Source organism: Vreelandella aquamarina, from assembly GCF_020075495.1.
In the GTDB taxonomy this organism is placed as follows: domain Bacteria; phylum Pseudomonadota; class Gammaproteobacteria; order Pseudomonadales; family Halomonadaceae; genus Vreelandella; species Vreelandella aquamarina_A.
On sequence record NZ_JABYQT010000009.1, the window covers coordinates 88,595 to 112,743 of the forward strand.

General features: G+C 57.7%; 26 protein-coding genes and 4 tRNA genes. All 30 read left to right on the plus strand.

What is annotated here, in order from left to right; translation table 11 throughout:
* The first annotated feature begins 109 nt into the window (after positions 1-109).
* The 30 genes from HW452_RS13890 (at position 110) to rplE (ending at position 24,145) form a co-directional block, all read left to right on the plus strand.
* Positions 110-193, plus strand: a tRNA-Tyr gene (locus tag HW452_RS13890).
* 104 nt (positions 194-297) lie between these two features.
* Positions 298-371 (plus strand) — tRNA-Gly (locus tag HW452_RS13895).
* Between the two features lie 14 nt (positions 372-385).
* Positions 386-460, plus strand: a tRNA-Thr gene (locus HW452_RS13900).
* A gap of 163 nt (positions 461-623) precedes the next feature.
* Positions 624-699 (plus strand) — tRNA-Trp (locus tag HW452_RS13905).
* Between the two features lie 72 nt (positions 700-771).
* Positions 772-1,155, plus strand: a complete 384-nt coding sequence (gene secE / locus HW452_RS13910; protein WP_224106714.1) for a preprotein translocase subunit SecE — start codon at positions 772-774, stop codon at positions 1,153-1,155.
* A gap of 8 nt (positions 1,156-1,163) precedes the next feature.
* On the plus strand, positions 1,164-1,697 hold the full coding sequence (gene nusG / locus HW452_RS13915) for a transcription termination/antitermination protein NusG (protein WP_126949739.1): 534 nt from the start codon (positions 1,164-1,166) through the stop codon (positions 1,695-1,697).
* 104 nt (positions 1,698-1,801) lie between these two features.
* Positions 1,802-2,233, plus strand: a complete 432-nt coding sequence (rplK, locus tag HW452_RS13920; RefSeq protein WP_224106715.1) for a 50S ribosomal protein L11 — start codon at positions 1,802-1,804, stop codon at positions 2,231-2,233.
* A gap of 2 nt (positions 2,234-2,235) precedes the next feature.
* The gene (gene rplA, locus HW452_RS13925; RefSeq protein ID WP_224106716.1) at positions 2,236-2,928 is read left to right on the plus strand and encodes a 50S ribosomal protein L1; all 693 of its coding nucleotides are present in this window, start codon (positions 2,236-2,238) and stop codon (positions 2,926-2,928) included.
* Positions 2,929-3,230: 302 nt separating this feature from the next.
* A complete protein-coding gene (rplJ, locus tag HW452_RS13930; protein ID WP_224106717.1) occupies positions 3,231-3,731 on the plus strand; it encodes a 50S ribosomal protein L10 in 501 nt (166 codons plus the stop codon).
* 111 nt (positions 3,732-3,842) lie between these two features.
* On the plus strand, positions 3,843-4,217 hold the full coding sequence (gene rplL, locus HW452_RS13935) for a 50S ribosomal protein L7/L12 (RefSeq protein ID WP_224106718.1): 375 nt from the start codon (positions 3,843-3,845) through the stop codon (positions 4,215-4,217).
* A gap of 254 nt (positions 4,218-4,471) precedes the next feature.
* Positions 4,472-8,548 carry a DNA-directed RNA polymerase subunit beta gene (gene rpoB, locus HW452_RS13940; protein WP_224106719.1) on the plus strand — a complete coding sequence of 1,359 codons (4,077 nt, stop codon included), beginning with the start codon at positions 4,472-4,474 and terminating at the stop codon, positions 8,546-8,548.
* 10 nt (positions 8,549-8,558) lie between these two features.
* Positions 8,559-12,773 carry a DNA-directed RNA polymerase subunit beta' gene (gene rpoC, locus HW452_RS13945; RefSeq protein WP_224106720.1) on the plus strand — a complete coding sequence of 1,405 codons (4,215 nt, stop codon included), beginning with the start codon at positions 8,559-8,561 and terminating at the stop codon, positions 12,771-12,773.
* A 188-nt stretch (positions 12,774-12,961) separates the two neighbouring features.
* Complete coding sequence (gene rpsL / locus HW452_RS13950) at positions 12,962-13,336, plus strand: 30S ribosomal protein S12 (RefSeq protein ID WP_106374972.1); 375 nt, start codon at positions 12,962-12,964, stop codon at positions 13,334-13,336.
* 160 nt (positions 13,337-13,496) lie between these two features.
* Complete coding sequence (gene rpsG, locus HW452_RS13955) at positions 13,497-13,967, plus strand: 30S ribosomal protein S7 (RefSeq protein ID WP_106374971.1); 471 nt, start codon at positions 13,497-13,499, stop codon at positions 13,965-13,967.
* Positions 13,968-14,200: 233 nt separating this feature from the next.
* Positions 14,201-16,324: an elongation factor G gene (gene fusA, locus HW452_RS13960; protein WP_224106721.1), complete on the plus strand. Its 2,124-nt coding sequence runs from the start codon at positions 14,201-14,203 to the stop codon at positions 16,322-16,324.
* A 29-nt stretch (positions 16,325-16,353) separates the two neighbouring features.
* Positions 16,354-17,547: an elongation factor Tu gene (gene tuf, locus HW452_RS13965; protein WP_224106722.1), complete on the plus strand. Its 1,194-nt coding sequence runs from the start codon at positions 16,354-16,356 to the stop codon at positions 17,545-17,547.
* 159 nt (positions 17,548-17,706) lie between these two features.
* Entirely contained in the window at positions 17,707-18,018 is a 312-nt protein-coding gene (gene rpsJ, locus HW452_RS13970; RefSeq protein WP_009098983.1) for a 30S ribosomal protein S10, read from the plus strand.
* 160 nt (positions 18,019-18,178) lie between these two features.
* The gene (gene rplC, locus HW452_RS13975) at positions 18,179-18,817 is read left to right on the plus strand and encodes a 50S ribosomal protein L3 (protein ID WP_224106723.1); all 639 of its coding nucleotides are present in this window, start codon (positions 18,179-18,181) and stop codon (positions 18,815-18,817) included.
* A gap of 15 nt (positions 18,818-18,832) precedes the next feature.
* The gene (gene rplD, locus HW452_RS13980; RefSeq protein ID WP_224106724.1) at positions 18,833-19,438 is read left to right on the plus strand and encodes a 50S ribosomal protein L4; all 606 of its coding nucleotides are present in this window, start codon (positions 18,833-18,835) and stop codon (positions 19,436-19,438) included.
* Entirely contained in the window at positions 19,435-19,731 is a 297-nt protein-coding gene (rplW, locus tag HW452_RS13985) for a 50S ribosomal protein L23 (protein WP_126949730.1), read from the plus strand. Before rplD ends, rplW begins: the two co-directional genes overlap by 4 nt.
* 17 nt (positions 19,732-19,748) lie before the next feature.
* Positions 19,749-20,579, plus strand: a complete 831-nt coding sequence (gene rplB, locus HW452_RS13990) for a 50S ribosomal protein L2 (RefSeq protein WP_106374965.1) — start codon at positions 19,749-19,751, stop codon at positions 20,577-20,579.
* Between the two features lie 33 nt (positions 20,580-20,612).
* Entirely contained in the window at positions 20,613-20,888 is a 276-nt protein-coding gene (gene rpsS / locus HW452_RS13995) for a 30S ribosomal protein S19 (RefSeq protein WP_009098993.1), read from the plus strand.
* Positions 20,889-20,906: 18 nt separating this feature from the next.
* Entirely contained in the window at positions 20,907-21,239 is a 333-nt protein-coding gene (gene rplV / locus HW452_RS14000) for a 50S ribosomal protein L22 (RefSeq protein WP_009723900.1), read from the plus strand.
* Between the two features lie 11 nt (positions 21,240-21,250).
* Complete coding sequence (gene rpsC, locus HW452_RS14005; RefSeq protein ID WP_106374964.1) at positions 21,251-21,955, plus strand: 30S ribosomal protein S3; 705 nt, start codon at positions 21,251-21,253, stop codon at positions 21,953-21,955.
* 14 nt (positions 21,956-21,969) lie between these two features.
* Entirely contained in the window at positions 21,970-22,383 is a 414-nt protein-coding gene (gene rplP, locus HW452_RS14010; RefSeq protein WP_007112000.1) for a 50S ribosomal protein L16, read from the plus strand.
* Complete coding sequence (rpmC, locus tag HW452_RS14015) at positions 22,383-22,574, plus strand: 50S ribosomal protein L29 (protein ID WP_018917730.1); 192 nt, start codon at positions 22,383-22,385, stop codon at positions 22,572-22,574. Before rplP ends, rpmC begins: the two co-directional genes overlap by 1 nt.
* A 1-nt stretch (position 22,575) precedes the next feature.
* Entirely contained in the window at positions 22,576-22,836 is a 261-nt protein-coding gene (rpsQ, locus tag HW452_RS14020; RefSeq protein ID WP_009723897.1) for a 30S ribosomal protein S17, read from the plus strand.
* A gap of 50 nt (positions 22,837-22,886) precedes the next feature.
* Positions 22,887-23,258, plus strand: a complete 372-nt coding sequence (gene rplN, locus HW452_RS14025) for a 50S ribosomal protein L14 (RefSeq protein ID WP_009723896.1) — start codon at positions 22,887-22,889, stop codon at positions 23,256-23,258.
* Between the two features lie 14 nt (positions 23,259-23,272).
* Positions 23,273-23,587, plus strand: coding sequence for a 50S ribosomal protein L24 (rplX, locus tag HW452_RS14030; RefSeq protein ID WP_106374963.1), 315 nt, complete (start codon positions 23,273-23,275; stop codon positions 23,585-23,587).
* 18 nt (positions 23,588-23,605) lie between these two features.
* The gene (gene rplE, locus HW452_RS14035) at positions 23,606-24,145 is read left to right on the plus strand and encodes a 50S ribosomal protein L5 (RefSeq protein WP_224106725.1); all 540 of its coding nucleotides are present in this window, start codon (positions 23,606-23,608) and stop codon (positions 24,143-24,145) included.
* Positions 24,146-24,149 lie beyond the last annotated feature (4 nt).

A 24,149-nucleotide genomic window follows, 5' to 3' on the forward strand; every position in this document is an offset into this window, starting at 1 on the left:
GCGCGTTCCAAGGCAGGCGCCGGTGCGCAGGCATCGCAAGCTACGATAAATTAAGTAAATATCTAGCTTGACACCGCTTTGGAGGCTGGCATAATGTGCCGCCACAGATGGAGAGATTCCCGAGTGGCCAAAGGGAGCAGACTGTAAATCTGCCGCGAAAGCTTCGAAGGTTCGAATCCTTCTCTCTCCACCAGATTGAAACAGCAGCGATGTTTGTCGGTGTTGAAGGGTGAGAGCCGGTAGTGGGCATTGTCTATCGTTCGGCGTGCAGCGGCTTGTAATCCTGGCAGCAGTTACGCGGGCGTAGTTCAATGGTAGAACCTCAGCCTTCCAAGCTGATGGTGCGGGTTCGATTCCCGCCGCCCGCTCCAGTTGATGTGTTTATGCTCATGTAGCTCAGGGGTAGAGCACACCCTTGGTAAGGGTGAGGTCGACGGTTCAATTCCGTCCATGAGCTCCATATTGCGAAAAAAGCGAGCCAGGCTCGCTTTTTTTGTCTTTGAGATCAGGTGATGCTTGCAGCACGCTTGATCTGCAAAAAGGGTTGTCAGGCGGCTACTTCTCAGCTACCATGGCGCCCGCTGTTGCTTGGGCGTAGGTTAAATGTTCAAGCAAGATGATACAGGCCAGTAGCTCAATTGGCAGAGCAGCGGTCTCCAAAACCGCAGGTTGGGGGTTCGATTCCCTCCTGGCCTGCCAACCTTCCCCAGGTTGGTATGTATTTAAAAGAATTCCATAGTCGCTCGCTGCACCCTGAGGAGTCTCGTTTTTATGAAGCCGAGTTCTGTAAAACATGGCGCCGAGGTGCAACAGACGCGCCATGACGGGCTCAAGTGGGCGGCGGTTGTAGCGCTGCTTGTCGTTGCTGTCGTAGGTAATGCCTATTTCACCGATGTTGGTCTGCTCTACCGCGTGCTGGGCGTGGTGGTGTTGTGCGCACTTGCAGGTTTGATCGCACTTACCACTGCCAAGGGGCGTAGTCTGATGGAGCTGGCCGTTAGCGCCAAGAAAGAGATTCAGCGCGTCGTATGGCCGACCCGTCCCGAAACGATTCAAACCACCGCAATTGTTCTGGTGGCTGTTCTCGTGGTGGGTTTGATGCTGTGGTTGATTGATACTCTTCTTGGCTGGGCAATGTCCGGCGTCATTGGTTAGGAGCTTTCATGTCCAAACGTTGGTACGTCGTCCACGCCTATTCCGGCTTCGAAAAGCATGTCATGCGTTCGCTCATCGAGCGTGTGAAGATGCACGGCATGGAAGATCGCTTCGGCGAGATTCTGGTGCCGACTGAAGAAGTCGTCGAGATGCGCGACGGCAAGCGCCGCAAGAGCGAGCGCAAGTTCTATCCCGGCTATGTGCTGGTCGAGATGGAGATGGCCGACGAAACATGGCACCTCGTCAATGAAACCCCGCGCGTCATGGGCTTCATTGGTGGGACCAAGGAAAAACCGGCACCGATCACCTCCCGTGAAGCTGACGCTATCCTGCGTCGCGTGAAGGATGGTACCGACAAGCCGCGGCCCAAGACCATGTTTGAGCCGGGTCAGTCGGTGCGCGTCATCGATGGTCCGTTTGCAGATTTCAATGGCGTAGTTGAAGAAGTCAACTACGACAAGAGCCGCCTGCAGGTCAGCGTACTGATCTTCGGGCGTGCAACACCTGTCGAGCTGGAGTTTTCTCAGGTCGAGAAAGAGTAGCCCGCAGGTCAAGAAGGCGTCGAAAATTCGCAAGAGGCAGCCGTTGGCTGTCTCGCTAGTCCCGGGGAGCCGCAAGGCGTCAGTACCCAAATGGAGTAACCACCATGGCCAAGAAAGTACAGGCTTACATCAAGCTGCAGGTTGCTGCAGGTAAAGCCAATCCAAGTCCGCCCGTGGGCCCAGCGCTGGGTCAGCACGGTGTGAACATCATGGAATTCTGTAAGGCGTTCAACGCAGCGACTCAAGACATTGAGCCGGGTCTGCCGACGCCTGTCGTGATCACTGTCTACTCTGACCGTAGCTTCACGTTCGTCACCAAGACGCCGCCTGCTGCCGTGCTGCTGAAAAAAGCCGCTGGCATCAAGTCCGGTTCTGGTGAGCCGAACAAGAAGAAGGTCGGCACCGTGTCTCGCGAGCAGCTCGAAGAGATCGCCAAGACCAAGGAGCCCGATCTGACGGCTGCTGATCTCGACGCCGCCGTGCGTACTATCGCAGGCAGTGCTCGTAGCATGGGCCTTAACGTGGAGGGTCTCTGATCATGGCTAAACTGTCCAAGCGTGCGAAGCTGATTCGCGAGAAAGTAGACACCAACAAGGCCTACTCGCTGGAAGAAGCGGTTGCCCTGCTGTCCGAACTGTCTACCGTCAAGTTCACCGAGTCTGTCGATGTCGCCATCAACCTGGGTGTTGATCCGCGTAAATCCGACCAAGTGGTACGTGGCGCGACCGTCATGCCCAACGGCACCGGCAAGGACGTGCGCGTAGCCGTCTTCACCCAAGGCGCCAACGCCGATGCGGCTAAAGAAGCCGGCGCTGACGTGGTGGGTATGGACGAGCTGGCCGAGCAGGTCAAGAAAGGCCAGATGGACTTCGACGTCGTTATCGCCTCTCCAGACGCGATGCGTGTTGTTGGCCAGCTGGGCCAGATTCTGGGTCCGCGCGGCCTGATGCCGAACCCGAAGGTTGGTACCGTAACGCCTGACGTGGCGACTGCGGTCAAGAACGCCAAGGCGGGCCAGGTACGTTTCCGTACTGACAAGAACGGCATTATCCACACCACGCTGGGTAAAGTGACGTTTGATGCGGCCGCCGTTCAAGGCAACCTGGAAGCACTGGTTGCCGACCTGAAGAAGCTCAAGCCGAGCTCCTCCAAGGGTATTTACTTTAAGAAAGTCACCCTGTCCACTACCATGGGCCCAGGCTTGACTATTGACCACTCTGCGTTTGTATAAGCAGAACGTCACCTGTTTCAAGCAAGAACCGAGCAAGAACTTTGCGGTCCTCTGGCAGGCCTAGCCTGCCAGGGCATCGTCAAAGACCGCAGGTGCCGCGCCGTATGTCTACCTATCAGCGCGGCTTAATTGCCTAAAGCGCCTGCGCAGATGGTGTGGCCGCCAGTTGGTTGAAGCTTTTAGCTGACACTGCTTTCTGGTGAGCACCATCCCCCAAGGCTTTCAGCGCCGGTTATAGCAGGCCTGAAAGAGATGGTAACCCCCGGAGTCTTGAATGGTTCCGGCACGAAGGAGTGATCACTGTGCCACTAGCACTTGAAGGCAAGAAAGCGATTGTTGCCGAGGTCAGTGAAGCGGCCAAGGGCGCACTCTCCGTCGTAGTTGCCGATTCTCGCGGTGTAACGGTCGGTAAGATGACCGATCTGCGCAAGCAGGCTCGTGAGAATGGTGTAGAGCTGCGCGTTGTTCGCAACACGCTGGCTCGCCGCGCCCTCGAGGGCACTCAGTGGGAGTGCCTGAACGAGAGCTTTGTTGGTCCGACTCTGTTGGCCTTCTCCACCGACCATCCGGGCGCTGCCGCTCGTTTGTTCAAGGAGTTCGCCAAGACCGAGCAGAACTTCGAAGTCAAGGCGCTGGCCTACGAAGGTGAGCTGATTCCGGCTGCTGACATCGACCGTCTGGCAACCCTGCCGACTCACGACGAGGCAATTGCCAAGTTGATGTCGGTAATGAAAGAAGCCTCCGCTGGCAAGCTGGTTCGTACCCTGGCCGCCCTGCGCGACCAGAAGCAAGAAGCAGCCTAAGCTGCGTTTCTTGCAGGCGGCGTGAACGATTTTATCGTCTTGCTGCCTGAACCGAGCAATGAATCCCGAGTTCTCGGCCGACCGAGACTCCCGCAAAGTTAGGAATGAAAAATGGCACTGTCTAAAGACGATATCATCAATGCTGTAGCCGACATGTCCGTAATGGAAGTTGTCGAGCTGATCGAAGCGATGGAAGAGAAGTTCGGCGTATCTGCAGCGGCTGCTGTTGTCGCTGGCCCGGGTGCTGGTGGCGACGCCGGCGCTGCAGAAGAGCAGACTGAATTCGACCTGGTTCTGGCATCTGCTGGTGACAAGAAAGTCAACGTCATCAAAGCCGTTCGCGAGATCACTGGCCTTGGCCTGAAAGAAGCCAAGGGTGCCGTTGACGGCGCTCCGGCTACCCTGAAAGAAGGCATGTCCAAGGAAGACGCTGAAGCAGCTAAAGCGAAGCTGGAAGAAGCGGGCGCAACCGTCGAGCTCAAGTAATTCTTGTGCTGATGGCTTTACGCGCTGCGTAAGCTTCCACGGCTGGCGGCGGGCATATCCCGCTGCCGGCCTTTTTCTGTTGCCACCATAAGGTTGTGACAGGAACACAGTAATACCGTTGTTGTAACACTGTTATCGATCAAGATTTTTGACGGCGAGCTACCGATTTAGGAGCTTGCTGTCTGCGTCTGACACGCCCGCGGGGCAGATGACCACGCATCGGTCACCCATGGTGAACAAGCTGGGGAATACAGATGGCTTACTCATATACTGAGAAAAAACGCATCCGCAAGGATTTCGGCAAACTGCCCCAAGTGATGGATGTGCCTTACTTGCTGGCCATCCAGCTTGATTCCTATTACGACTTTCTCCAGCAAGATCGTTCGCCTGACGAGCGTCACGAAGTTGGCCTGCATGCGGCGTTCAAGTCCGTGTTTCCGATCGAGAGCTTCTCCGGTAACGCAGCACTTGAGTACGTCAGCTATCGCTTTGGCACGCCGGCGTTCGATGTTAAGGAGTGTCAGCTGCGCGGCGTGACCTATTCCGCTCCGCTGCGCGTCAAGGTTCGCTTGATCATCTATGATCGCGATTCCTCGAACAAGGCAATCAAGGATATCAAGGAACAAGAAGTCTACATGGGGGAAATCCCCCTGATGACCGAGAACGGTACCTTCGTCATCAACGGTACCGAGCGGGTTATCGTTTCCCAGCTCCACCGCTCGCCCGGTGTGTTCTTCGATCACGATAAAGGCAAGAGCCACTCATCAGGCAAGCTGCTCTACTCGGCGCGCGTGATTCCTTACCGTGGTTCCTGGCTCGACTTCGAGTTCGACCCGAAAGACAACGTGTTCGTGCGTATCGACCGTCGCCGCAAGCTGCCGGCTTCGGTACTGATGCGCGCGCTCGGCATGAGCGCTGAAGAGATTCTCGACGAGTTCTTCGACACCAGCGTGTTCCACATCGAGAAGTCCGGCTTCTCCGTGGAGCTGGTGCCCTCGCGCCTGCGCGGCGAAACCGCTACCTTCGACATCAAGGGCGGCGACGGCGAGATCATTGTCGAGGAAGGCCGTCGGATTACCCAGAAGCACATCCGCCAGCTTGAAAAAGCCGGCCTTGAGCGCCTGGAAGTCCCGATGGAGTACCTGTTCGGCAAGACGCTGGCCAAGGATCAGGTCGATACCAAGACCGGCGAGCTGATCTGCCCGTGCAACACCGAAATCACGCCGGAAGTGCTGGAGCGCATGGCTCAGGGCGGTATTACCCTGATCGAGACGCTCTACACCAATGACCTGGATTGCGGTTCGTTCATTTCCGACACCCTGAAGCTCGATACCACCGGTTCGCAGCTCGAGGCGCTCGTTGAAATCTACCGCATGATGCGTCCTGGCGAGCCGCCCACCAAGGAAGCGGCAGAAACGCTGTTCCATAATCTGTTCTTCACCGAAGATCGTTACGATCTCTCCGGTGTGGGCCGCATGAAGTTCAATCGCCGCCTGCGTCGCGATTCCGACACCGGCTCCGGCGTGCTCGATCGCAAGGACATCCTGGATGTGCTGCGCGAGCTGATCAATATCCGCAACGGCTTTGGTGACGTTGACGATATCGATCACCTGGGCAACCGCCGCATCCGCTGCGTTGGCGAAATGGCCGAGAACCAGTTCCGTGTAGGCCTGGTGCGCGTCGAGCGTGCGGTGAAAGAGCGTCTGTCCATGGCGGAAAGCGAAGGCCTGATGCCGCAGGATCTGATCAACGCCAAGCCGGTCGCGGCGGCGGTGAAGGAGTTCTTCGGTTCCAGTCAGCTTTCACAGTTCATGGACCAGAACAACCCGCTGTCGGAAGTTACCCACAAGCGTCGTGTCTCGGCACTCGGCCCGGGTGGTCTGACCCGTGAGCGTGCCGGCTTCGAAGTACGTGACGTACACGCCACGCACTACGGCCGCCTGTGTCCGATCGAAACGCCGGAAGGCCCGAACATCGGTCTGATCAACTCGCTGGCGACCTATAGTCACACCAACAGCTACGGCTTCCTCGAGACGCCGTACCGCAAGGTGAACGCGGGTCAGGTGACTGACGATATCGTTCACCTGTCCGCGATCGAAGAGGGCGACTTCGTTATCGCCCAGGCATCGGCGGCGGTAGACGAGTCCAACAAGCTCAGTGATGACCTGGTGCAGGTGCGTCACCGTGGTGAGACTACCTTCATGCGTCCTGAGCAAGTGACGCTGATGGACGTGTCTCCGCGTCAGGTCGTCTCGGTGGCCGCGGCGCTGATTCCGTTCCTCGAACACGATGACGCCAACCGCGCCCTGATGGGTGCGAACATGCAGCGTCAGGCCGTGCCGACGCTGCGTGCCGACAAGCCGCTCGTGGGTACCGGCATGGAGCGTTTCGTTGCGCGTGACTCCGGCGTCTGTGCCGTGGCGCGTCGTGGCGGCGTGATCGACTCCGTCGATGCGCGTCGCGTGGTGGTACGGGTCAACGAAGACGAGATCATCGGCGGTGAAGCCGGGGTCGACATCTACAACCTGACCAAGTACACCCGTTCGAACCAGAACACCTGCATGAACCAGCGCCCCATCGTGCGTCCGGGTGACAACGTGGCGCGGGGCGACATTCTCGCCGACGGCCCGTCCGTCGACATGGGCGATCTGGCCCTTGGCCAGAACATGCGCATCGCGTTCATGCCCTGGAACGGCTACAACTTCGAGGACTCCATCCTGCTCTCCGAGCGGGTGGTCCAGGAAGACCGTTTCACCACGATCCACATCCAGGAGCTGACCTGTGTGTCTCGCGACACCAAGTTGGGGCCGGAAGAGATCACTTCGGACATTCCGAACGTCGGTGAGTCCGCACTGGGCAAGCTGGACGAGGCGGGTGTCGTCTACATCGGTGCCGAAGTTGGCCCCGGCGACATTCTGGTCGGCAAGGTAACGCCGAAGGGCGAAACCCAGCTGACGCCGGAAGAGAAGCTGCTGCGCGCGATCTTCGGTGAGAAGGCATCAGACGTCAAAGACACCTCCCTGCGTGCCCCCACCGGCATGAAGGGTACCGTCATCGACGTTCAGGTCTTCACCCGTGACGGCGTCGAGAAAGACTCCCGTGCGCTTTCCATCGAGCAGATGCAGCTCGATGAAGTGCGCAAGGACCTGCAGGAGACCTACCGTATCGCCGAAGACGCGACCTTCGAGCGCCTCAAGCGTACCCTGGAAGGTCAGGCCGTCAACGGTGGTCCGAAGCTCAAGAAAGGCGATGTGCTCGACGAAGAGTACCTCGACGAGCTTCCGCGTCAGCAGTGGTTCAAGCTGCGCATGCAGGACGAGTCCTACAACGAACTGCTGGCCCAGGCGGACGAGCAGCTCGAGAACCGTCGTAAGGAAATGGACGAGCGTTTCGAAGACAAGAAGCGCAAGCTGACCCAGGGCGACGATCTCGCGCCGGGCGTGCTGAAAATCGTCAAGGTCTACATGGCGGTCAAGCGTCGCATCCAGCCCGGCGACAAGATGGCCGGTCGTCACGGTAACAAGGGTGTCATCTCCGCGATCATGCCGATCGAGGACATGCCGTTCGACGAGAAGGGCGAGCCGGTCGATGTGGTCTTGAACCCGCTGGGTGTACCGTCGCGCATGAACGTCGGTCAGATCCTCGAAACCCACCTGGGTATGGCGGCACGCGGCCTGGGTGTCAAGATCGACGCCATGCTGCGTGATGCGCGCGGCCAGCAGGTTGCCGAGATTCGCGACTTCCTGGGGCAGGTGTACAACACCCCCGGCGCCCGCGCTGAAGACCTGGACTCGCTCAGTGACGAAGAGGTCATCGCACTGGCCAAGAACCTCAAAGGCGGTGTGCCCATGGCAACGCCGGTGTTCGATGGTGCCAAGGAGCACGAGATCAAGCACCTGCTGAAGCTGGCGGACATTCCCGAGTCGGGCCAGATGGCACTGTACGACGGCCGTACCGGCGACGCGTTTGACCGTCCGGTAACCGTTGGCTACATGTACATGCTGAAGCTGAACCACCTGGTAGACGACAAGATGCACGCGCGCTCTACCGGTTCTTACTCGCTGGTTACCCAGCAGCCCCTGGGTGGTAAGGCACAGTTCGGTGGTCAGCGCTTTGGTGAGATGGAAGTGTGGGCGCTGGAAGCCTATGGCGCAGCGTACACCCTGCAGGAGATGCTCACCGTCAAATCGGACGACGTCGAAGGCCGCACCAAGATGTACAAGAACATCGTGGATGGCGACCACACCATGCAGGCAGGCATGCCGGAATCCTTCAACGTACTCGTGAAGGAAATCCGCTCGCTGGGCATCGATATCGAGTTAGAGAGCTAGGAGCCGTCCAATGAAAGATTTGGTGAAAGTACTCAAATCGCAATCTCAGTCCGAAGAGTTTGACGCGATCAAGATTACTCTGGCGTCGCCGGACATGATTCGCTCCTGGTCGTTTGGCGAGGTGAAAAAGCCCGAGACCATCAACTACCGTACCTTCAAGCCGGAACGCGATGGTCTGTTCTGTGCCAAGATCTTTGGTCCGGTCAAGGATTACGAGTGCCTGTGCGGCAAGTACAAGCGCATGAAGCACCGCGGCATCATTTGTGAAAAATGTGGCGTCGAAGTCACCAAGGCCGCCGTGCGCCGTGAGCGCATGGGCCATATCGAGCTGGCGTCACCGGTTGCCCACATCTGGTTTCTGAAGTCCTTGCCGTCGCGTATCGGCATGTTCCTCGACATGACCCTGCGTGATATTGAGCGTGTACTCTACTTCGAGAGCTTCGTCGTCATCGATCCGGGCATGACCACGCTCGAGCGTGGTCAGCTTCTGAACGACGAGCAGTACTTCGAGGCGCTTGAAGAGTTCGGCGACGACTTCGATGCCCGCATGGGCGCCGAGGCCGTGCAGGAGCTTCTGAAGGACATCGATCTGGAAGAAGAGATCAACACGCTGCGTGAAGAGATTCCGCAGACCAACTCCGAAACCAAGATCAAGAAGCTTTCCAAGCGTTTGAAGCTTCTGGAAGCGTTCTACCACTCCGGCAACGCGCCGGCGTGGATGGTCATGGAAGTGCTGCCCGTGCTGCCGCCGGATCTGCGTCCGCTGGTACCGCTGGACGGTGGCCGCTTCGCGACCTCGGATCTCAACGACCTTTACCGTCGTGTGATCAACCGTAACAACCGTCTGAAGCGTCTTCTCGACCTGAACGCGCCGGACATCATCGTGCGCAACGAGAAGCGCATGCTTCAGGAAGCGGTCGATGCGCTGCTGGACAACGGTCGTCGTGGCCGCGCGATCACGGGCTCCAACAAGCGCCCGCTGAAGTCGCTCGCCGACATGATCAAGGGTAAGCAGGGTCGTTTCCGTCAGAACCTTCTGGGTAAGCGTGTGGATTACTCGGGTCGTTCGGTCATTACCGTGGGCCCGACCCTGCGCCTGCATCAGTGTGGTCTGCCGAAGAAGATGGCGCTCGAGCTGTTCAAGCCGTTCATCTACTCCAAGCTCCAGTCGCTGGGCCATGCGTCCACGATCAAGGCCGCGAAGAAGATGGTCGAACGCGAACTGCCGGAAGTGTGGGACATCCTGGCCGACGTCATTCGCGAACACCCGGTACTTCTGAACCGCGCGCCGACGCTGCACCGTCTGGGTATCCAGGCGTTCGAGCCGCTTTTGATCGAAGGCAAGGCGATCCAGCTGCACCCGCTGGTGTGTGCCGCCTACAACGCCGACTTCGACGGTGACCAGATGGCGGTACACGTACCGCTGACCCTGGAAGCCCAGCTCGAAGCCCGTGCGCTGATGATGGCGACCAACAACGTGCTGTCGCCGGCCAACGGCGAGCCGATCATCGTGCCGTCTCAGGACGTTGTTCTGGGTCTTTACTACATGACCCGCGAAAAGATCAACGCCAAGGGCGAGGGCATGCTGTTCTCCGACCTCAACGAGGTGGAGCGCGCCTTCGGTACCCAGTCGGTATCGCTGCACGCCCGCGTCAAGGTGCGCCTGGACGAGGTCGAGATCGACGAGGAGACCGGCGAGAAGTCACACCACCGTCGCCTGTACGAAACCACGGTGGGCCGTGCGCTGCTGTTCCGCATTCTGCCGGAAGGCGTGCCGTTCGAACTGATCGATCAGCCGATGAAGAAAAAGGCGATTTCCGGTCTGATCAACGAAGTGTATCGCCGCTCCGGCCTCAAGCCGACGGTCATCTTCGCCGACCAGCTGATGTACACCGGTTTCCGTCTGGCCACTTGGTCCGGCGCCTCCATCGGCGTCAACGACTTCGTCATCCCGGAAGCCAAGACCGAGATCGTCGACGCGGCGGAAGCCGAGGTCAAGGAGATCGAGGACCAGTTCTCCTCGGGTCTCGTGACCGCCGGCGAGAAGTACAACAAGGTTATCGATATCTGGTCCAAGGCCAACGACAAGGTGGCCAAGGCGATGATGGTCGGTATCTCGAAAGAGACCGTGGTCGATCGCGACGGCAACGAAGTCGAGCAGGATTCGTTCAACAGCGTCTTCATCATGGCCGACTCCGGGGCGCGGGGTTCTGCAGCTCAGATTCGTCAGCTCGCCGGTATGCGTGGCCTGATGGCCAAGCCCGACGGCTCGATCATCGAGACGCCGATCGTGGCCAACTTCCGTGAAGGTCTGAACGTACTTCAGTACTTCATCTCGACCCACGGTGCGCGTAAAGGTCTGGCAGATACGGCTCTGAAAACGGCCAACTCCGGTTACCTGACCCGCCGCCTGGTCGACGTGGCTCAGGATCTGGTGATCACCGAGGTTGACTGTGGTACCGAAAACGGCCTGACGCTGCATCCGATCATCGAGGGTGGCGACATCATCGTACCTCTGTCTCAGCGCGTACTGGGTCGCGTGGTTGCTCAGGATGTCGTGGATCCGGGTACCGAGGAAGTGTTGATTCCGCGCAATACGCTGCTCGACGAGAAGTGGTGCGCCGATCTCGACACCATGGGCGTGGATGAGATCGTCGTTCGCTCGACCATCACCTGTGATACGCCCCACGGCGTCTGCTCGGCCTGTTACGGGCGCGATCTGGCCCGCGGACACCAGGTCAACATCGGTGAATCCGTCGGCGTCATCGCCGCGCAGTCCATCGGTGAGCCGGGTACCCAGCTGACCATGCGTACCTTCCACATCGGTGGTGCGGCATCGCGTTCATCGGCAGTCGATAGCGTACAGGTCAAGCATGGCGGCAAGGTTCGTCTGCACAACATCAAGCACGTCGAGCGTGCCGACGGCAAGCTGGTCGTGGTGTCGCGCTCCAGCGCCCTGGCCGTTGCCGACGATCACGGTCGTGAGCGTGAGTACTACAAGCTGCCCTACGGTGCTGAACTCTCCGTACGCGATGGTGACGTGGTCGATGCCGGTGCTGTCGTGGCCAAGTGGGACCCGCACACCCATCCGATCATTGCCGAAGTGGAAGGTAAGGCGCAGTTCATCGATCTCGACGAAGGTGTCACCATGCACCGCAGCGTCGACGAGATGACTGGTCTCTCCTCCATCGAGGTGATCGAATCCGCGGCACGCCCGATGGCTGGTCGCGACAAGCGTCCGATGGTCATGCTGCAGGACGCCGCTGGCGAGTACGTGTCCGTGTCCGGCTCGAACACGCCGGTACAGTACCTGCTGCCGGGTAACTCGATCATCTCGGTCGATGACGGCTCGACGATCGGGGTGGGTGAAGTGGTTGCCCGTATCCCGGTCGAGGCCTCGGGCAACAAGGATATCACCGGTGGTCTGCCGCGCGTTGCCGACCTGTTCGAAGCGCGCAAGCCGAAAGAGTCCTCCATTCTTGCTGAAATCAGCGGCGTGGTGAGCTTTGGTAAAGAGACCAAGGGCAAGCGTCGCCTGACGATTACTCCGGAATCTGGCGACCCCTTCGAGGCGCTGATTCCGAAATGGCGCCAGATCGCCGTGTTCGAAGGCGAAACCGTCGAGAAGGGCGAGGTCATCTCCGATGGCCCGAGCAACCCGCACGACATTCTGCGCCTGCTGGGCGTGGCGGAGCTGGCCAAGTACATCACCGCCGAGGTCCAGGACGTTTACCGTCTGCAGGGCGTTGGCATCAACGACAAGCACATCGAAGTGATCGTGCGTCAGATGCTGCGCAAGGTCGAGATCACCGATTCGGGTGATTCCGACTTCATCACCGGCGATCAGGCGGAACTGGTACGCGTGCTGGAACAGAACGAGCGCCTTGAAAAAGAGGGCAAGTTCCCGGCCAAGTATCAACGTCTGCTGCTGGGTATTACCAAGGCGAGCCTCGCGACCGAGTCGTTCATCTCCGCGGCCTCGTTCCAGGAAACGACCCGCGTACTGACCGAGGCGGCCGTGACAGGCAAGCGTGATTACCTGCGCGGCCTGAAAGAAAACGTGGTGGTTGGACGTCTGATTCCGGCAGGTACCGGTCTGACTCACCACGCCGAACGTCGTCGCAAGCGCGAAGACGTGGAGCGTCTGTTCAACCCCTCGGCCACCGAGGTAGAGCAGGAGCTTGGAGCACAGTTGACAGCACTCGATACTGACGACGAGCTCTAAAACTGAGTAGTAACTCTGTATTTGGCCCTGGAGGCGTCAAGGGCTTGCCGGTTAAACCGCCGGCAGGACTTGACGTCGCCTGGGGTCAGCCTTTAGAATGCGCAGCCTTTAACAGTGGGGTGGGTGCGCCTGCATCCGCTGCCCGTATTGTTGAAAGGCCAGGCAACCATTGGAGTCAGCTAAACACCATGGCAACGATTAATCAGCTAGTGCGCAAGCCGCGCAAGCGCCCCGTCACCAAGAGTGACGTGCCTGCGCTGCAAGCTTGTCCGCAAAAACGCGGCGTATGTACGCGCGTATACACCACTACCCCCAAGAAGCCGAACTCGGCCCTGCGTAAGGTTTGCCGTGTGCGCCTGACCAACGGTTTCGAAGTGTCTTCTTACATCGGTGGTGAAGGTCACAACCTGCAGGAGCACTCTGTCGTTCTGATTCGCGGCGGTCGTGTAAAGGATTTGCCCGGTGTGCGTTATCACACCGTTCGTGGCGCCCTTGACACCTCTGGCGTACAGAACCGTAAGCAGGGTCGTTCCAAGTACGGTACCAAGAAGCCTAAGTCTTAAGGTCGGGGCATTAGCGCTCCTTGAGGCGGTGTTGTGCCGCCTGCTACCTTTAACACGAACATATGATGGTCTGATAAGAGTAAGGTCGGGCGGCGCGTGGCGCCAGACGCCTAGCGTGAGTTCCGGGTTTACCTGAAGGATCCTTGATTGAGGGCTTATCATGCCTAGAAGAAGAGTTGTAGCTAAACGCGAAATCCTGCCGGATCCCAAGTTCGGAAGTGAGCGTCTGGCGAAGTTCATGAACCACCTGATGGTCAGCGGCAAGAAGTCCATAGCTGAGCGCATCGTATACGGTGCGTTGGACAAGGTTGCCGAGCGTAGTAAAGAAGAGCCGCTGGAGATCTTCGACAAGGCGCTGGAAACCATCCAGCCGATGGTCGAAGTGAAATCGCGCCGCGTAGGTGGTGCGACCTATCAGGTGCCGGTTGAGGTTCGTCCGTCTCGCCGTCAAGCGCTCGCTATGCGCTGGCTGGTAGACGCGGCGCGTCGTCGCGGTGAGAAAACGATGGTTCAGCGTTTGGCAGGTGAAATGCTGGATGCCGCTGAAGGCAAGGGCTCTGCCGTCAAGAAGCGCGAAGACGTGCATCGCATGGCCGAAGCCAACAAGGCCTTCTCGCACTATCGTTTCTAAAGGCGTCGTTTCCAAGTGCGTCGCTTCCAAGCACGACGTCTGCAAAGGTAGCGTCTGCAAGGTTCGCGTTTATATATGCACGTTGTTTCAGCACGGCGTCGTTGAAAGTGGTAGGTCGAGTCGCTTTGTTGCAACACCCCGCCGCTATCATGCCGTGATGGCGGCGGTGGCGTAAGGCTCACTTTCACCGCTTGCTAAATTAACGAGCATCGCCAACTAACGGGAGTTTCACCGTGGCACGCAAGACACCACTTAAGCGTTATCGCAACATTGGTATCGTAGCGCACGTCGACGCGGGTAAAACCACGACGACCGAGCGTGTACTGTTCTACACCGGCCTTTCCCACAAGGTGGGCGAGGTGCATGACGGTGCGGCGACCATGGACTGGATGGAGCAGGAGCAGGAGCGTGGTATCACTATCACCTCGGCTGCGACCACCTGTTTCTGGCAGGGCATGGCCAAGCAGTTCGACGAGCACCGCATCAATATCATCGACACCCCCGGGCACGTTGACTTCACCATCGAAGTCGAGCGTTCCCTGCGTGTACTTGATGGCGCGGTCGTCGTACTGTGCGGATCTTCCGGCGTTCAGCCGCAGACCGAAACCGTATGGCGTCAGGCCAACAAGTACGAAGTACCGCGTATGGTCTTCGTCAACAAGATGGACCGTACCGGCGCTGATTTCTTCATGGTCGTCGACCAGCTGAAAGAGCGTCTGGGTGCGAACGCCGTGCCGATCCAGATCAACTGGGGCACGGAAGAAGACTTCAAAGGCGTCATCGATCTGATCGAGATGAAGGCAATCCTGTGGGATGAGGAGAGCCTGGGCATGAACTTCGAGCTCGTCGACATTCCGTCCGAGCTGCAAGAAACTGCCGAAATGTATCGCGAGCAGATGGTCGAGGCGGCTGCTGAGGCTTCTGAAGAGCTGATGGACAAGTACCTTGAAGAAGGTGAGTTGACCGTCGCTGAAATCAAGTCGGGTCTGCGTACACGTACGCTGGCTAACGAAATCGTTCTGGTTACCTGTGGTTCTGCGTTCAAGAACAAGGGTGTTCAGGCGGTTCTTGATGGCGTCATCGAATACATGCCGTCACCGACCGAAGTCAAGGCCATCGAAGGTGAGCTGGACGACAAGGACGGCACCGTCGATACGCGTGAAGCCGATGACAGTGCGCCGTTTGCCGCGCTGGCATTCAAGATCGCGACCGACCCCTTCGTTGGTACTCTGACCTTTATTCGCGTCTACTCGGGCGTTCTGAAGTCTGGCGACGGTGTATACAACTCCGTCAAGCAGAAGAAAGAGCGCGTTGGTCGTATCGTTCAGATGCATGCCAACTCCCGTGAAGAGATCAAGGAAGTACTCGCCGGCGATATCGCGGCCTGTATCGGCCTGAAAGACGTGACGACGGGTGATACCCTTTGCGACATCGATAACAAGATCGTTCTCGAGCGCATGGAATTCCCGGATCCGGTTATCTCGGTAGCCGTCGAGCCGAAATCCAAGCCTGACCAGGAAAAGATGGGCGTCGCACTGGGCAAGCTGGCCCAGGAAGATCCTTCCTTCCAGGTCAAGACCGATGAAGAAACCGGCCAGACCATCATCTCTGGTATGGGTGAGCTTCACCTGGACATCATCGTTGACCGTATGCGTCGCGAGTTCAAGGTAGAAGCCAATATCGGTAAGCCGCAGGTAGCGTATCGCGAAACCATTCGTGGCAGCGTCGAGCAGGAAGGCAAGTTCGTTCGTCAGTCCGGTGGTCGTGGTCAGTACGGTCACGTTTGGCTGCGTATCGAGCCGCTGACCGCTGAAGAAAAGGGTGAAGGCGAAGAAGAGCTGTTCTTCAAGTTCAACTCTGAGATCGTGGGTGGTACGGTTCCGAAGGAATACGTTCCCGCGGTCGAGAAAGGCGCCTATGAGCAGCTGAAAAATGGTGTCATCGCGGGCTACCCGATGATCGACGTCAAGGTAACGCTGTTCGACGGCTCTTTCCACGACGTGGACTCTAACGAGACTGCGTTCAAGATTGCTTCTTCCATGGCAATCAAAGAAGGTGCCAGGAAGGCCAAGGCCGTGCTGCTGGAGCCGGTGATGAAGGTCGAAGTCGTGACCCCCGAAGACTTTATGGGTGACGTCATGGGCGACCTGAACCGTCGTCGCGGCTTGGTGCAGGGCATGGATGATTCATCTTCTGGTAAAATCATTCGTGCAACGGTGCCACTGGGTGAGATGTTCGGTTACGCAACCGATCTGCGCTCTCAGACCCAGGGCCGTGCGAGCTACTCTATGGAGTTCGCGAAGTACGAGGAGGCGCCCTCCAGCGTCGTTGAAGCCGTCATCAATCAAAACGGTTAACCGTTAGCTAACGTAAAGAGGTTATAGCAGTGGCTAAGGAAAAATTCGAACGTTCCAAACCGCACGTCAACGTCGGCACCATCGGTCACGTCGACCACGGTAAAACGACCCTGACTGCGGCCCTGACCCGCGTGTCTGCTGAGGTTTTCGGCGGCGACTGGCGTGAATTCGATACCATCGATAACGCTCCTGAAGAGCGCGAGCGTGGTATCACCATCGCGACTTCACACGTCGAGTATCAGTCTGAAGAGCGTCACTACGCTCACGTTGACTGCCCGGGACACGCTGACTACGTCAAGAACATGATCACCGGTGCTGCCCAGATGGACGGCGCGATCCTGGTATGTTCTGCCGCTGACGGCCCCATGCCGCAGACTCGCGAGCACATCCTGCTGTCTCGCCAGGTTGGTGTACCGTTCATCGTCGTGTTCCTGAACAAGGCCGACATGGTTGATGACGAAGAGCTGCTCGAGCTGGTCGAAATGGAAGTTCGTGAACTTCTCGACCAGTACGACTTCCCGGGCGACGACACGCCGATCATCACCGGTTCTGCTCTGATGGCACTGAACGGTGAAGACGAGAACGGCATGGGCACCACTGCGGTTGCCAACCTGATCAAGGCCCTGGATGAGTACATTCCGGAGCCGGAGCGCGCTATCGACCAGCCGTTCCTGATGCCGATCGAAGACGTATTCTCCATCTCTGGCCGTGGTACCGTTGTTACTGGCCGTGTAGAGCGTGGTATCGTCAAGGCTGGCGAAGAAGTCGAAATCGTTGGTATCAAGGACACCACCAAGACCACCGTTACCGGTGTCGAAATGTTCCGTAAGCTGCTCGACGAAGGTCGTGCAGGTGAGAACGTTGGTGCGCTGCTGCGTGGTACCAAGCGTGATGACGTCGAGCGTGGTCAGGTTCTGGCCAAGCCGGGCACCATCAACCCGCACACCGTCTTCGAAGCCGAAGTATACGTACTGTCCAAGGAAGAAGGTGGTCGTCACACGCCGTTCTTCAAGGGCTACCGTCCGCAGTTCTACTTCCGTACCACTGACGTAACCGGTACTTGTGAACTGCCGGAGGGCGTTGAAATGGTCATGCCGGGTGACAACGTGCAAATGGTTGTTACCCTGATCGCTCCGATCGCCATGGATGAAGGTCTGCGCTTCGCGATTCGTGAAGGTGGCCGTACCGTTGGTGCTGGTGTTGTGGCCAAGATCGTTCAGTAATCATTTTACTTGAATGAGAGAGGGGGCTCCTGGGAGCCCCCTTTTCTGCGCACCAATAGCAAATGTTTGACATGGGCTTTTGGCGTGCCTATAATGCGCATCCTTTGAATGCGTGGGTAGACGGCTCGCGCCGTCGACATCCATTGGAGTTTAGGGCAAATGCAGAACCAGAAGATTCGCATTCGGTTGAAAGCGTTCGACCATCGCCTGATCGATCAGTCCACAGCGGAGATCGTTGAAACCGCTAAGCGTACTGGTGCTCAGGTTCGTGGTCCGATTCCGCTGCCGACCAACCGCGAGCGTTATACCATCCTGATTTCACCGCACGTCAACAAGGATGCGCGTGATCAGTATGAGATTCGTACGCACAAGCGTGTGCTTGACATCGTCGAGCCGACCGAGAAAACCGTTGATGCGCTGATGAAGCTCGATCTCGCCGCAGGCGTAGACGTGCAAATCAAGCTCGACTAATCACACTAGACACTTGCGGCCCAGCGTTCGTCGCTCGTTTTGGCGAGTTGGTACGATCAGCAGCCGCCGCGCCGTGAGGCGCCACACAATGTGCTAGTGGAATGCTCTGGAAAGGGCAGCCATAGCGGGTGATAGCCCCGTACACTATAGGAGACTGAGTATGACTATCGGTTTAGTCGGTAAAAAGGCCGGGATGACCCGTGTCTTTACCGAAGATGGCGCATCCGTGCCCGTGACCGTTATTGAAGTTGATCCTAATCGTGTTACGCGCGTCAAGACCATCGAGTCTGACGGCTACGCAGCGATTCAGATCACCACAGGTTCTCGTAAAGCCAAGCACCTCTCCAAGGCGCAAGCTGGTCAGTTTGCCAAGGCGGGTGTTGAGGCTGGTCGTTCGCTGATGGAATTCCGCCTTGCAGAAGGCGAAGAAGCTCCTGAAGTGGGTGGCGAACTCACCGTATCCCTCTTTGAAGCTGGTCAAATGATCGATGTGACCGGCACCTCTAAGGGTAAAGGCTTCCAGGGTGCTGTTAAGCGCTGGAACTTCCGTACCCAAGACAACAGCCATGGTAACTCCCTGTCGCATCGCGCGCCGGGTTCTATCGGCATGTGTCAAACACCAGGTCGCGTATTTAAAGGCAAGAAAATGGCCGGTCAGATGGGCAACGTCCGCTGCACCGTTCAAAGCCTTGAGATCGTCCGTGTTGACGCCGAGCGTAACCTGCTGCTGATCAAGGGCGCCGTACCGGGAGCAACCGGTAGCGACGTTATCGTTCGCAGCGCCGTGAAAGCTGGCTGAAGGGGATAATTACCAATGAATCTGAATCTTGCTGCAGGCACGGGTACCGTTGAAGTAGCCGACGCCACTTTTGGCAAAGAATTCAACGAAGCGCTGGTTCACCAGGTTGTCACTGCTTATCTGGCAGCTGGCCGTCAGGGTACTCGCGCTCAAAAGACTCGTTCCGACGTACGTGGCGGTGGTAAGAAGCCGTGGCGTCAGAAGGGTACCGGTCGTGCACGTGCCGGCACCATCCGCTCTCCGCTGTGGCGCAGCGGCGGCGTAACCTTCGCGGCTCGTCCGCAAGACTACACCCAGAAGGTTAACCGCAAGATGTACCGCGCGGCGATGCGTTCCATCCTGTCTGAACTCGTACGTCAAGAGCGCCTGGTCGCCATTGAAGAGTTCAACGTCGAAGCGCCCAAGACCAAGCAGGTAGCTGCCAAGCTCAAAGAGCTCAACCTTGAGAAAGTGTTGATCGTCACCGAAGAAGTCGACGAAAAGCTCTATCTGGCCGCACGCAACCTTCCCCACGTTGACGTGGTGGATGTCGCGGCAGCTGACCCGGTAAGCCTGGTTGCCTTTGATAAGGTCCTGGTTACCGTCTCCGCCCTGCGTAAATTCGAGGAGAAGCTGGCATGAACCAGGAACGCGTATTCAAGGTTCTGCTTGGACCGCACGTGACCGAAAAGGCCGCGATGGCTGCAGAGCGCAACCAGTACGTCTTCAAGGTGGCAACCGATGCTACCAAGCCCGAGATCAAGAAAGCCGTTGAAGCACTGTTCGGCAAGAAGGTCGGCAATGTTCAGGTTCTGAACATGAAGGGCAAGACCAAGCGTACTGCACACGGCGTTGGCCAGCGTAAGGGTTACCGCAAGGCGTATGTGACCCTGGCTGCGGGTGAAACGCTCGAAGACTTCTCTGGCGCCGAATAAGGGCAGGAGTACGGAAAATGGCAATCGTCAAGACCAAACCCACTTCCGCCGGTCGTCGCCACGTCGTCAAGATCGTTGGCGAGGAACTGTACAAGGGCCGTGCGTATGCACCGCTTCTTGAAAAGCAGTCCAAGTCCGGCGGCCGTAACAACTACGGTCGTATCACCACCCGCCACGTGGGCGGTGGTCACCGTCATCACTACCGTCTGATCGACTTCAAGCGCACCAAGGATGGCATTCCGGCCACCGTTGAGCGCCTGGAACACGATCCGAACCGTAGTGCGCACATCGCGCTGCTGAAATATGCAGATGGCGAGCGTCGTTACATCATTGCACCGAAAGGTGTCAGCGCGGGTGACGTGCTGGAATCTGGTGTCAACGCGCCGATCAAGAAAGGCAATGCCTTGCCGCTGCGCAATGTGCCGCTCGGTTCTACCGTTCACGGTATCGAACTGAAGCCGGGCAAAGGCGCGCAGATTGCTCGCAGTGCCGGTACTAGCGCTCAGCTGGTCGCTCGTGAAGGCAACTACGCCACCTTGCGTCTTCGCTCCGGCGAAATGCGCAAAGTGCTGGCCGAGTGCCGCGCGACCCTGGGCGAAGTGAGCAACTCCGAGCACAGCCTGCGTCAACTTGGCAAGGCCGGTGCGAAACGCTGGAGAGGCGTGCGTCCGACTGTTCGCGGTGTCGCGATGAACCCGGTAGACCACCCGCACGGTGGTGGTGAAGGCCGCACCAGCGGTGGTCGTCACCCGGTATCCCCGTGGGGCGTACCGACCAAGGGTCACAAGACGCGTAAGAACAAGCGCACCGACAAGCTGATTATCCGTCGTCGTAACAAGACGCGTTAATCGAAATTGCCAAGACATTAAGAGGTAACGGCTGTGCCACGTTCACTAAAGAAAGGTCCCTTCATTGACCTTCATCTTTTGAAGAAGGTAGAGGCTGCAGTGGAGAAGAACGACCGCAAACCGATCAAGACCTGGTCGCGTCGTTCGATGATCCTGCCCAACATGGTAGGTCTGACCATCGCAGTCCATAACGGACGCCAGCATGTCCCGGTGCACGTCTCCGAGGAAATGGTGGGCCATAAACTTGGCGAATTCGCAGCTACCCGCACCTATCGCGGGCATGCAGCGGACAAGAAAGCCAAACGGTAAGCCAGAGAGGATTAAGAGATGGAAGTCACAGCTAAGCTGAGTGGCGCTGCTTTATCCGCACAGAAGGCCCGTTTGGTGGCTGACCAGGTGCGCGGTAAGCCGGTCGCCGAAGCTATTGACCTGCTGACCTTCTCACCGAAGAAGGCTGCCAAGCTGGTCAAGAAAGTGCTTCAGTCCGCCATCGCGAATGCGGAAGAAAACAACGGCATGGACATCGACGAGCTGCGTGTCTCGACCATCTGCGTCGATGAGGGCATGACGCTCAAGCGTATCAAGCCGCGCGCCAAAGGCCGTGCGGATCGTATCTTGAAGCGCACCTGCCACATCACCGTCAAGGTAGCCGAGAAGTAGGAGTCGACCAGATGGGTCAGAAAGTCAATCCAACAGGCATTCGACTGGGCATCGTCAAAGACCATGCTTCTGTCTGGTATGCCGAGCGCGGCGCCTATGCCGATAAGCTCAACAACGATCTCGAAGTGCGCAGCTTCCTGGAAGAGCGTCTGAAAAGCGCTTCCGTAAGCCGCATTCACATCGAGCGTCCGGCTAACAATGCCCGCATCACCATTCACACTGCCCGTCCGGGTATCGTGATTGGCAAGAAAGGTGAAGATGTCGACCGTCTGCGTCGCGACCTCACCGAAATGATGGGCGTCCCGGTTCATGTGAACATCGAAGAAGTTCGCAAGCCGGAGCTGGATGCCAAGCTGGTTGCCGCCAACGTTGCCGGTCAGCTTGAGCGTCGCGTCATGTTCCGTCGTGCCATGAAGCGCGCGGTACAGAACGCAATGCGTTTGGGCGCTGGTGGTATCAAGATCCAGCTGTCCGGTCGTCTGGGTGGTGCCGAAATCGCCCGTACCGAATGGTACCGTGAAGGTCGCGTTCCGCTGCACACCCTGCGTGCGGACATCGACTACGCCACCTTCGAAGCTCACACCACCTACGGCGTCATCGGCGTCAAAGTGTGGATCTTCAAGGGCGAAATCCTCGGCGGTATCGAGGAAGTACGTGCCAAGGCTAAGCAACAGCAGCCTGCCGGCAACGCGCCCAAGAAGAAAGGTTCCAGGTAAGGGAGAGCGAGTCGATGTTACAGCCCAAGCGTATGAAATTCCGCAAGATGATGAAAGGCCGCAACCGTGGCCTGGCACATCGCGGAAGCAAGATCAGCTTCGGGGAATACGGTCTGAAAGCTACTGGTCGCGGCCGCATCACTGCGCGTCAGATCGAAGCTGGCCGTCGCGCGATCACACGTCACGTCAAGCGTGGCGGCAAGATCTGGATCCGCGTTTTCCCTGACAAGCCGATTTCCAAGAAGCCGCTCGAAGTTCGTATGGGTAAAGGTAAAGGTTCTGTTGAGTACTGGGTAGCCCAGATCCAACCGGGTCGGGTCCTGTACGAAATTGAAGGCGTATCTGAAGAGCTGGCCCGTGAAGCATTCGAACTGGCCGCACAGAAGATGCCCTTGTCCACCACCTTTGCGAAACGGACGGTGATGTGATGAAAGCCCAGGAAATTCGTGAAAAGTCCGCAGGAGAGCTTAAAGAGCAGCTCCTCGAGCTACTCCGCGAGCAGTTTAACCTGCGCATGCAGAAGGCCACTGGCCAACTGAGCCAGACTCATCTGCTCAAGCAGGTCCGTCGGGATATCGCCCGCGTGAAGACTATGCTCAACGAGAAGGCAGGTGATTGAGATGGCCGAAGAGAAAAAGACCCGTACGCTCACCGGCAAGGTGGTGAGCGACAAGATGGATAAATCCATCGTCGTCATGATCGAGCGTCGTGAGCGTCACCCGATCTACGGAAAATACGTCAAGCGCTCCACCAAGCTGCACGCCCATGATGAGGCGAACCAGGCTAAGGCAGGCGATACGGTTTCCATTCAGGAGTGCCGTCCGCTTTCCAAGAAGAAAGCCTGGACGCTGGTCGAGGTGGTTGAGCAGGCTAAGGGTTAATACCTAAAGTCTGCCAATCAGTGCAGTCAGATTAGGTTTGGAGAAAACCGATGATTCAGACTCAGACAATGCTGGATGTCGCCGACAACAGCGGAGCGCGCCGGGTGCAGTGCATCAAGGTGCTGGGCGGTTCACACCGTCGCTACGCCCGCGTTGGTGACGTCATCAAAGTAACGGTGAAAGAAGCGATTCCGCGTGGCAAGGTCAAGAAAGGCCAGGTCCTCAAAGCGGTTGTCGTTCGTACCCGTAGTGGCGTCCGTCGTAGTGACGGTTCGCTGATCCGTTTCGATGGAAATGCGGCAGTTTTGTTGAATAACACCAACGAACAGCCGATCGGCACGCGTATCTTCGGGCCGGTAACTCGTGAACTTCGTAACGAGAAGTTCATGAAGATCATTTCCCTAGCGCCTGAAGTGCTGTAAGGAGCGAGGCGGATATGCAAAAGATCAAACGTGACGATGAAGTCATCGTCATCGCCGGGAAGGATAAAGGCAAGCGTGGCACCGTCAAGCGGGTAATGGAAAACCGCTTCCTGGTGTCCGGTGTGAACATGATCAAGCGTCACACCAAGCCGAATCCCATGGCGGGAAATCAGGGCGGTATCGTCGAGCGTGAGGCTCCGATTCACGCGTCCAACGTAGCCATCTTCAATTCGGAGACCGGTAAGGCGGATCGCGTCGGCTTCCAAGTTAAGGAAGACGGTACCAAGGTACGTATCTACAAGTCGACGCAGACGCAGATCGACGCCTAACGCGAGTCGGGTAGCACAATGGCGAACTTGAAAGAACGTTATCAAAACGAGGTGGTGGCTCAACTCAAAGAGCAGTTCAGCTACGCCAACGTTATGCAGGTACCCCGGATCACGAAAGTGACTCTGAACATGGGTATCGGCGAAGCGGTTAGTGATAAAAAGCTGATCGACAATGCCATCGGCGATCTGGAGAAACTCTCCGGTCAAAAGCCGCTGGTGACCAAAGCACGTAAGTCCATCGCGGGCTTCAAGGTGCGTGAAGGTTGGCCGATTGGTATCAAGGTGACACTGCGCGCTGAGCGCATGTGGGACTTCCTTGACCGTCTGGTGAACATCGCGATTCCTCGCGTGCGTGACTTCCGTGGTCTTAACCCGAAGTCTTTTGACGGTCGCGGCAACTACTCCATGGGTGTGCGTGAGCAGATCATCTTCCCGGAGATCGAGTATGATAAGATCGATCGTATCCGTGGGTTGGACGTCACTATCACTACTACCGCCAACACCGACGAGGAAGGTCGTGCGCTGCTAACCGCGCTGAACTTCCCGTTCAAGAAATAAGGGT